Source organism: Moorena sp., from assembly GCF_982860115.1.
The window spans coordinates 1-8,275 of sequence record NZ_CEYLVT010000290.1 but is presented as its reverse complement, the minus strand read 5'-3'; the positions used below and the strand labels follow the sequence as shown (position 1 = coordinate 8,275).

Here is an 8,275-nt window from a genome sequence, read left to right as displayed (position 1 = left end):
CTATTTTTAAACACGCAGGTGGCGGTTAGCTCTTAATTTGTCTTCCCTGCTATTTTTATTATAACGTTTTTCAGGCTGTTTATCAGAGTTCCAGCTCCGCTAGACATGCCCCACACCTCAATGCGCATTGAGGTGTGGGGCATGTCTAGCGGAGGAAGCTAAACGTCTACCTCTAGGGTTCTGAGTAAGAACGCCCACTTATCAGCAATCTCCTCAATTATCTTACTGGTGGGCTTCCCTGCACCATGGCCTGCTTTGGTCTCAATCCGAATTAACACTGGTTGTTCCCCTTCATGGGCCTCCTGCAAGGCTGCGGCAAATTTGAAACTATGGGCTGGAACAACCCGGTCATCATGGTCAGCGGTGGTAATCAGGGTAGCGGGATAAGCGGTTCCTGGTTTGAGATTGTGTAATGGGGAATAGGCGTAAAGGGCTTTAAATTCTTCTGGGTTATCTGGGGAACCGTAATCGGAACACCAGGCCCAACCAATGGTAAACTTATTGAAGCGCAACATATCTAGTACTCCCACTGCTGGTAGGGCTGCACCGAATAAGTCTGGACGCTGAGTCATGCAAGCACCCACCAATAATCCCCCATTGCTACCGCCTGCGATCGCTAATTTTTGTGGTGAGGTGTACTGAGCACCAATTAGCCACTCCGCTGCCGCTATAAAATCATCAAATACATTTTGCTTGTTGAGTTTTGTGCCAGATTGGTGCCAATCTTCCCCATACTCACCGCCACCACGGAGATTGGCAACAGCATAAACACCTCCCATTTCCATCCATACCAGATTGCTAATGGAGAAATTGGGGGTTATGGAGATATTAAAGCCGCCGTAGCCATAGAGGTAAGTGGGGTTATTGCTATCTAACTGCAATCCCTTCTTGTGGGTGATAAACATAGGCACTTGGGTGCCATCTTTGCTAGGGTAGAAAACTTGTTTGGTCTCGTAGTCATCGGGATTAAAGTCTACCTGGGGCTGCCGGAAAATCGTACTTTCCCCACTGACCATGTCGTAGCGATAGATGGTTGCAGGGGTGGTGAAGCTGGTATAGCTGTAGAAGGTTTCAGTATCATAACGTAACCCATTGAAACCACCAACGGAACCAATACCAGGTAATTCGACTTCCCGTACAAAGGAACCATCTAGGTCAAAAATTTTGATGGAGGAGTGAGCATCTTTGAGGTAATCCGCCACAAATTGGTTGTTGAGTAAGCCTACACCTTCTAGGGTTTCATCGGCTTGGGGAATTACTTCTTGCCACTGTGCCTGAGCAGGATGATTAGTATCTATGGCAATGACTCGACTGCGAGGGGCATCTAAGTCTGTGCTGAACCAAAATACTGATTGATCATTCCCGATGAAGCTATAGCTGGCATCAAATTCCTTAATGAGTTCCACAACTGGGGAATCTGGGTCTTGCAAATTTTTATAAAACACCAGATTTTTGGGGTCAGTACCCAGGAAGACTGTAATGATCAGATAATTACCATCTTCAGTAACTCGACCACTGAAACCCCATTCTTTCTGGTCAGGGCGCTCATAAATCAGACTATCCTCTGACTGGGGTGTTCCTAGCTTATGGTAATAGAGCTTTTGATAATAATTCAGGTCTTCTAACTTAGTGGCTTCATTGGGTTCATCGAAGCGGCTATAGAAGAAACCTTGATTGTCGTCAGTCCAAGATGCCCCAGAAAACTTTACCCACTTAATCTGATCCGAGAGGTCAAGACCGGTTTCTACCTCCCGCACTTGCCACTCTTGCCAGTCAGAACCAGACCTAGACAGACCATAGGCTAGCAGCTTGCCATCTTTACTAAAGGCTAAACCTGATAGGGCAACGGTACCATCTTCTGAAAGGGTATTGGGGTCAAGTAATAGGGTTGGTTCAGCATCAAGGGAGGTCAAGGTGTAGAGAACACTTTGGTTCTGGAGACCATCGTTTTTGAAATAGAAGTAGCGATCGCCTTTTTTAAACGGAGTGCTATATTTCTCGTAATTCCATAGCTTGGTGATGCGCTGCTTAAGTGTTTCCCGTGTTGGTATTTCGCTGAGATAACCAAAGGTGACTTGATTTTGTGCTTCTACCCAAGCCTTAGTTTCCTCTGAATCTGGGTCTTCTAGCCACCGGTAAGGGTCAGCTACTAGAGTACCGTGGTAATCATCGACTTGGTCGGCTTTGCGGCTTTTGGGATAGTTCAGGGGTTGACTGGTAGATGGCATGGTCGCAGATGGTGAAGCAGCGTTTCTAGTTTAACGTTTCTATTATGTAGGTAAAGGTGGGATAACATGGGTAGCTATAGGGCTGTTCGCGAATTGATCTAAAATCTATAATAAGGCTAATAAGAAGGTAGAGGGATAAGGGTGGAAATTGTAACGTCGGGATGATAGCGGGACAAGGTCGCGTTCGCGGAGCGTCGCCAAAGGCGATAGCGGAGTTGTCAATGTGATATACTACCGATAGTAGGGAAAACAAATTAAGAGCTAACCGCCACCTACGTTCCTGTACCTTGAAAACCTGGAATATAGGGTTCCATCCAGAAAAAAAACTTGATAATTTGAGTTGTCTGTGGATGGGTAAAATTCTAGCAGTACTTTGGTTATAGAACTTTTTGTATTGTTCCGGCGCGGAGGGGCATCCCGTGTCGTTAGTAAAGCTTACCGAGTATCCGAACCGTTGGGTGGAGTTGGTAAGAAGCCCGCGTTGTCCCGTTAGGGCAACGTCGGGAGTATGTCACAGCTAAAGACTCGTCCCGCTTTTGATATGAGTGATGAGGAATTCTTTGCTTTTTGTCAGCTTAATCGGGAGTTACGGATCGAACGGGACCAAGATGGAAGGCTTATTATTAGCACTCCTACAGGAGGGGAAACTGGCGGTCGCAATTTTGACTTGATTGTTCAGTTTGGTAATTGGGTATGCCAAGATGGTACAGGAAAAGGTTTTGATTCTTCTACTGGCTTTATACTTCCCAATGGAGCCAATCGTTCTCCTGATGTTGCTTGGGTCAAGCTAGAGAGGTGGGAATCCCTAACTAAAGAACAACGAAAGAAGTTTGTACCCCTATGCCCTGATTTTGTGATTGAGCTACGTTCTGGAAGTGATCGCCTGAAAAACTTGCAAGACAAAATGGCAGAGTATAGGTCAAATGGGACTTTGCTCGGTTGGCTGATTGACCCAGATCAGCGCCAAGTTTATGTATATCGTCTTGGGGCGGAAGTTGAACAGCTGGACAATCCAGCGACGGTGAGTGGTGAGCCAGTTTTACCTGGGTTTGTGCTCAAGATGGATGAGATTTGGGATTGAGAAGTAAGCTATCAGCGTGGCAGTAGGGCTACAATTGCATTTGTATCCAGAAAATAGCGATTACCACTCATCCCTTAGATTCCTTTGCATTGCTACCGCATCTCCCCCAAAGGTTAATCGCCCCACCAAATCAGAAAAATCATAGTTTAATTCCTGCTTCTCAACTGATGAAACTGGATCTAAAACAAGAACAACGTTAACCTCAACTGCCCTTAAAGGGGTCGGAATAGTAAGCTTTAAACAACCAGATTCATCAGTTTTAGTGGTCAGTTTTAGAACTTCCATTGCCAGTATAATGAGTGGACTTTACCTTAGCTTATCTTAGCGCGATTGCTCGTCTATTAGCATAGTGCGTTCGCTTTTAGCGGCTCCAAAAGAGCATCGCAAAGTTTTAGCCCTTTGGGCTAATCGCCGTTCGCTTCCGGAGCGTAGCGTGACCTACGGTCAATCTTGTAGTGGATTAACACAGCCATCACAACAATTCCCTGAATTCCTCACGACTAAGCTGAGTGTCACGCAATATTTGGGACAATAAACCACGCCCAATAGTTTCACCAGAATGTACCGGGATGACGGTTCTACGTCCGTCATCATGAATTAAAATATGGTGACTTCCACGTACCCTCGCCACTGTAAACCCTGCTTTCTCCAGTGCTGCGATAATTTCCCGTCCAGTTAAACTTGGTAATTGACTCATACTTCCACTGCAACTCGCTGTACACCAACGAAGTCAAGGGAATCTTCTACATTTTCTTCAAATTCCAAACAAAGGGCGATCGCTTCTCGAATACGCTCCATCAATTCATCCAAAGATTTTGCTTGGGTATGACACCCTTTAAGAGTGGGAACAGAAGCTACAAAGTAGCCATCAGCATCGCGCTCGATAATTACATTAAATTCTCGACTCATTTTTGATTTAAATTCATTTAATAGAGATAGTATATTTTGCTAAGCAATATTTACTATCTAATCAAATTATAGCATTTTATAGGATTTCCTAAATAGGTGAGGTAATTTCTGGTCGGCCATATTTTTCCTGGAGCTGCTGAAATGCTTCCTTTAACGGAATCCCTTCTCCTTGCTCAAACTCCTCAATACTCTTTCGGATGCCCGCAATAGACTCAAGCAATTCAATTCTATCGAGAAGTTGCTGATAGCTTTCAGCATCTTGAACAACTGCAGCAGCTTTGCCATTAACAGTAATAACCATTGGTGCTTTAGTTTCTTTGAGCCTTGGGATAAAGGCTTTAGCGCCCCGTTGGAATTCTGAGAGGGGATGGATGTCACTCAGACTAAACATGATAGTTTTAAGAAATTATTTGATAATTTGATGTTAATAACTTGAAACTGTTTTGTCTAATGGTATCCATAATAAGTAGTCGGACAAAAATAAATCGTACTGTATTAATTTTTGTAAAGGAGCGATAAGTCTAACATTACGTGACCTGATGTCAATTTTAAAAAAGCAAGAGCTAGAGCAGTTTAAAATCGTAAAAATCTTTAAAAAAACCGGCCATTAAACCAATTAAATCACTTCTATATAACCAGAAGCAGACCGAAGTAAAATGACAGAATACTTAGCAGATGAGAGTCATTAATTATCCAGTAAATTTCTTAAATCAAACCTAAAACATTAATTAAATCTAAATCTTTTGACCGCCAATCCATTCCGATTTTGTCTTGTCTGAATACCTGCCATTACAGCGAGTGCCAATTCGTATTCATCCTCAAACATTTGACCAGCTAATTCATCTTCTTTCAGTCGTTGCCACTCGTTCTCAATTCGATTGAGTTCAGGAGAATAACTAGGTAATAAGAATATATAGAGTCCAAGACTCTCCCATTTATCATAATTAGATTTTGTTAATTTACTTGTATGAATAGAACCTTGGTCTTGAACAACAACAGTTATTTTTCCAGTTTTCTTTAATCTTTCTTCTGCTTGTACTGCTTGCCAATTCATTAATTTGATATAACTTTCGCTTTTAAAACTTTTGAAAGCCAATCCATACTCAAAACTTTTTCCTCTTTCTAATAGTCCACATATATTTAATCTTTTTCCTTTTTTTTTACCCTGTTCAATTCTTTTTTGAGTTCCAATTTTAATCCAAGTGTACAAGCTTTCCGCCCATAAACTAAAGCCGGACTCATCTAAATATTTTAAACAAATTTCTCCCACTGCTGCTGAGATTTCCAGCATTTCTAAATCATTTCTCTTGATGGCTACTTGCTGACTATTTTGCTTTCCTTTCAGAGATTTTCTCGTTCTTTTCCATCTATATAGTTTTTTTTTAGAATTCTTCTTAGATGACGCTCACTTAGATTAATTTTTTTTTCATTCTCTAGAAAATTACAAAGCTGATTACTGCTATAGGCTCTTGACTCTGTCTCTAATTTTTGCTCTATTATTGCTAAATCTTCTGTCGTCCATTTCTTTTTTCTTCCTGACCGGGGAGCATCCCACAATCCTGTTAATCCCCTCTTTTCCCATCTATGTATTATTTCTCTAACTGTTTGAATTGAACAATTCAAATAAATCGCTATTTTTTTCACTTTCCATCCCATAGATGAGAGTCTCAGGGCTGAAGCCCTATCTCTTGTTCTTTGGGGAATTTTGTCAGCTTTACTTAATTCAAATAAAGTTATGTCTTGAGCCTTAGTTAAAAATACTCTTAAAGGGGGAGATGACATTGAGCGCCGACTCCAAATCTTTCTCTTATCATCTCACAATTGCCTGAATCCAAAAATTAAAAAAAGATTAATTCTCATTGGATTTGAGTCGGCAATCTATACTTGATTTATTTTTCCACCTCCGATCCTTTCGCTATAGGACTTAAGCGCACTTGGCTTTCCCGGACCGTGCAGTTAGGCCTATCGCTGACTTTTCTTTACAAAAATTAATATAGTACTGTTTATTTTTGTCCTACTACTTAGCGTTTGCTGCTTGTATCAATGTCAAACACCTTAATGCGTAGTGCTATATAGGGCAGTCGCTACCAATTAATTACTGTTAAAACCGTTACCTTCGCAAATTCTTGATCAGCGGTCACCAAACTGGCAGAATTTTGTATAGCCATCGCCGCAATTATAGCATCGGGCAATTTCAACCTATATTGCTGGCGAATTTCAATAATTTTCTCAATCAACCCAGTGTCAATCGACACTAAACCGATCACCTCTACTCGCTGAAGAAACTGTTGAAAAAGTTGGCAATCGCTTTCCGCTAGCCCAGAAAACGCCAGAAACTCAATTTGGCTAATAACTGAAATCCCGATCCACTCAGCATTTTGTAATAATTGAATTAGTTGAGTATTTCCTTGCAGTAGGGCTACAATTGCATTTGTATCGAGGAAATACCGATTACCACTCATCCCTTAGATTCCTTTGCATTTCTACCGCATCTCCCCCAAAGGTTAATCGCCCCACCAAATCAGAAAAATCATAGTTTAATTCCTGCTTCTCAACTGATGAAACTGGATCTAAAACAAGAACAACGTTAACCTCAACTGCCCTTAAAGGGGTCGGAATAGTAAGCTTTAAACAACCAGATTCATCAGTTTTAGTGGTCAGTTTTAGAACTTCCATTGCCAGTAGAATGAGTGGACTTTACCTTAGCTTATCTTAGCGCGATTGATCCTCTATTAGCATAGTGCGTTCCGCTACTTGAGGAGCAAATTCAGTATATTGTCTCAGATGAGGTGGATGAAATGCTAAAACAATCTCCTCTGGTGATATCCCCTTCTGTAACAAATCTGTGGCCACCCCATCCTCGGTCCAATCTTCCTCAATCCAAATCTTGTCATCCTTTAAACGGATATGAATCATCACACTCTTAATCCGTTCATCTTTCCACCAACCCATCAGCAACAAAAGATACTGATCCTGTAGCTGATCAAAAGCTAAAGCACTTTCAGTGGTAGAACCAGATTTTTCATTGATCTGATGATACTCTGTTAAAACTTCCTGGACAATTTCACGATAATGCTTTAATCTCTCCATTGCTCAATCACCTCACTGTAAGCATTAAGCGGTCAGCTATCAAACTTTCGGGACGACTTTTACCTTCACTTCCATCCCTACTTTTCCTAGCAAATTAATTAACTTATCCACACTGAATCGACTAATTTCACCATTCATTAAATTACTAATCCTCGGTTGGGTTTCTCCCAAAAACTCTGCTGCCTCATTTTGAGTCCATCCCCGCTCCTGAATATAGGAACGTAAATCTAACATCAGATCCGCTCTTACCTTGAGATTCATTGCTTCTTCTGCCTCAAATCCCAAATCTTTAAATACATTGTCGTCCCCTAACAGGACGTTGACGGTTTTTTCATCAGTCATTTTTATGTTTATCCTTTTGTTCCTTTCTAAACTGAACCATCTCCTGATAACGCTTCTGTCCTAGTTGAATGTCCCGCTTTGAGGTCTTCTGTGTTTTTTTATGGAAAACATGAAGTACATAAATTGCCTCTTCAAATCTAGCCACATAGAAAATCCGATAGGCTTCTCCGGTCCAAATGCGAATCTCTTCAACTCCCTTGCCAATTGTGGGCATCGGCTTATAATCTGTAGGTTTTTGACCCCTTTGGATAGCTCTCAATTGAAAACCAGCCTTCCGCCGTGCTTCCTTGGGAAGATCCGATAATTCTTCTCTAGAAGAGCCAAGCCAGTAAATTACTTTATTTGTCATCAGCTTACCTCACCAAATATTATACCTTATTTGGCATAAAAAGACAACACTAGAAGAAAGTTCGTTCGCTTTTAGGGGCTCTTTTGGAGCATCGCTTTTTCGGAATGGATGGGAATTCGCGATCGCAAATTGGTATGATTTTTATCCCAATTACAGATTTATGCTGATCGGTAAGAGTGCTCGAAAATCCTGCTCCCTGCTCCCTATTCCCTCTTCCCTACTCCCGATTCCCGATTCCCGATTCCCGATTCCCGATTCCCGTTCCCCTCCTGGGAG

At 41.7% G+C, this 8,275-nt stretch carries 13 protein-coding genes; 1 reads left to right on the top strand and 12 read right to left on the bottom strand.

Features of this window, described 5'->3' with window-relative positions:
• Positions 1-158: 158 nt before the first annotated feature.
• Entirely contained in the window at positions 159-2,228 is a 2,070-nt protein-coding gene (locus tag AC4II3_RS29405) for a prolyl oligopeptidase family serine peptidase (protein WP_488015160.1), read from the bottom strand.
• 508 nt (positions 2,229-2,736) lie between these two features.
• Between AC4II3_RS29405 and AC4II3_RS29400 the strand changes: the two genes are divergently transcribed.
• A complete protein-coding gene (locus AC4II3_RS29400) occupies positions 2,737-3,309 on the top strand; it encodes a Uma2 family endonuclease (RefSeq protein WP_488015158.1) in 573 nt (190 codons plus the stop codon).
• A gap of 60 nt (positions 3,310-3,369) precedes the next feature.
• Here AC4II3_RS29400 and AC4II3_RS29395 read toward each other — a convergent pair whose 3' ends face one another.
• The 11 genes from AC4II3_RS29395 to AC4II3_RS29345 form a co-directional block, all read right to left on the bottom strand.
• A complete protein-coding gene (locus AC4II3_RS29395) occupies positions 3,370-3,594 on the bottom strand; it encodes a hypothetical protein (RefSeq protein WP_488015156.1) in 225 nt (74 codons plus the stop codon).
• 187 nt (positions 3,595-3,781) lie between these two features.
• A complete protein-coding gene (locus AC4II3_RS29390) occupies positions 3,782-4,006 on the bottom strand; it encodes a type II toxin-antitoxin system HicA family toxin (protein WP_293067266.1) in 225 nt (74 codons plus the stop codon).
• On the bottom strand, positions 4,003-4,218 hold the full coding sequence (locus AC4II3_RS29385; RefSeq protein WP_293102167.1) for a type II toxin-antitoxin system HicB family antitoxin: 216 nt from the start codon (positions 4,216-4,218) through the stop codon (positions 4,003-4,005). The genes AC4II3_RS29390 and AC4II3_RS29385 overlap by 4 nt, the downstream gene beginning before the upstream one ends.
• Positions 4,219-4,306: 88 nt before the next feature.
• The gene (locus AC4II3_RS29380; RefSeq protein ID WP_488015155.1) at positions 4,307-4,609 is read right to left on the bottom strand and encodes a type II toxin-antitoxin system Phd/YefM family antitoxin; all 303 of its coding nucleotides are present in this window, start codon (positions 4,607-4,609) and stop codon (positions 4,307-4,309) included.
• A 333-nt stretch (positions 4,610-4,942) separates the two neighbouring features.
• Positions 4,943-5,509, bottom strand: a complete 567-nt coding sequence (locus AC4II3_RS29375) for a transposase (protein WP_488015154.1) — start codon at positions 5,507-5,509, stop codon at positions 4,943-4,945.
• Positions 5,510-5,559: 50 nt separating this feature from the next.
• Positions 5,560-6,000, bottom strand: coding sequence for a helix-turn-helix domain-containing protein (locus AC4II3_RS29370; RefSeq protein WP_488015152.1), 441 nt, complete (start codon positions 5,998-6,000; stop codon positions 5,560-5,562).
• 302 nt (positions 6,001-6,302) lie between these two features.
• Positions 6,303-6,680: a type II toxin-antitoxin system VapC family toxin gene (locus AC4II3_RS29365; protein WP_293085290.1), complete on the bottom strand. Its 378-nt coding sequence runs from the start codon at positions 6,678-6,680 to the stop codon at positions 6,303-6,305.
• Positions 6,670-6,894, bottom strand: a complete 225-nt coding sequence (locus tag AC4II3_RS29360) for a hypothetical protein (protein WP_488015150.1) — start codon at positions 6,892-6,894, stop codon at positions 6,670-6,672. Before AC4II3_RS29360 ends, AC4II3_RS29365 begins: the two co-directional genes overlap by 11 nt.
• 36 nt (positions 6,895-6,930) lie before the next feature.
• Positions 6,931-7,308, bottom strand: coding sequence for an element excision factor XisI family protein (locus tag AC4II3_RS29355; RefSeq protein ID WP_488015148.1), 378 nt, complete (start codon positions 7,306-7,308; stop codon positions 6,931-6,933).
• A gap of 39 nt (positions 7,309-7,347) precedes the next feature.
• Complete coding sequence (locus tag AC4II3_RS29350; protein WP_488015146.1) at positions 7,348-7,650, bottom strand: helix-turn-helix domain-containing protein; 303 nt, start codon at positions 7,648-7,650, stop codon at positions 7,348-7,350.
• Positions 7,643-7,999, bottom strand: a complete 357-nt coding sequence (locus AC4II3_RS29345) for a type II toxin-antitoxin system RelE/ParE family toxin (protein WP_488015144.1) — start codon at positions 7,997-7,999, stop codon at positions 7,643-7,645. The genes AC4II3_RS29350 and AC4II3_RS29345 overlap by 8 nt, the downstream gene beginning before the upstream one ends.
• Between the last annotated feature and the right edge of the window lie 276 nt (positions 8,000-8,275).

Bases quoted from the DNA above. Each gene is read 5' to 3' on its own strand.
- AC4II3_RS29405 (WP_488015160.1), bottom strand. From the start codon at position 2,228: ATGCCATCTACCAGTCAACCCCTGAACTATCCCAAAAGCCGCAAAGCC.
- AC4II3_RS29400 (WP_488015158.1), top strand. From the start codon at position 2,737: ATGTCACAGCTAAAGACTCGTCCCGCTTTTGATATGAGTGATGAGGAA.
- AC4II3_RS29395 (WP_488015156.1), bottom strand. From the start codon at position 3,594: ATGGAAGTTCTAAAACTGACCACTAAAACTGATGAATCTGGTTGTTTA.
- AC4II3_RS29390 (WP_293067266.1), bottom strand. From the start codon at position 4,006: ATGAGTCAATTACCAAGTTTAACTGGACGGGAAATTATCGCAGCACTG.
- AC4II3_RS29385 (WP_293102167.1), bottom strand. From the start codon at position 4,218: ATGAGTCGAGAATTTAATGTAATTATCGAGCGCGATGCTGATGGCTAC.
- AC4II3_RS29380 (WP_488015155.1), bottom strand. From the start codon at position 4,609: ATGTTTAGTCTGAGTGACATCCATCCCCTCTCAGAATTCCAACGGGGC.
- AC4II3_RS29375 (WP_488015154.1), bottom strand. From the start codon at position 5,509: ATGCTGGAAATCTCAGCAGCAGTGGGAGAAATTTGTTTAAAATATTTA.
- AC4II3_RS29370 (WP_488015152.1), bottom strand. From the start codon at position 6,000: ATGTCATCTCCCCCTTTAAGAGTATTTTTAACTAAGGCTCAAGACATA.
- AC4II3_RS29365 (WP_293085290.1), bottom strand. From the start codon at position 6,680: ATGAGTGGTAATCGGTATTTCCTCGATACAAATGCAATTGTAGCCCTA.
- AC4II3_RS29360 (WP_488015150.1), bottom strand. From the start codon at position 6,894: ATGGAAGTTCTAAAACTGACCACTAAAACTGATGAATCTGGTTGTTTA.
- AC4II3_RS29355 (WP_488015148.1), bottom strand. From the start codon at position 7,308: ATGGAGAGATTAAAGCATTATCGTGAAATTGTCCAGGAAGTTTTAACA.
- AC4II3_RS29350 (WP_488015146.1), bottom strand. From the start codon at position 7,650: ATGACTGATGAAAAAACCGTCAACGTCCTGTTAGGGGACGACAATGTA.
- AC4II3_RS29345 (WP_488015144.1), bottom strand. From the start codon at position 7,999: ATGACAAATAAAGTAATTTACTGGCTTGGCTCTTCTAGAGAAGAATTA.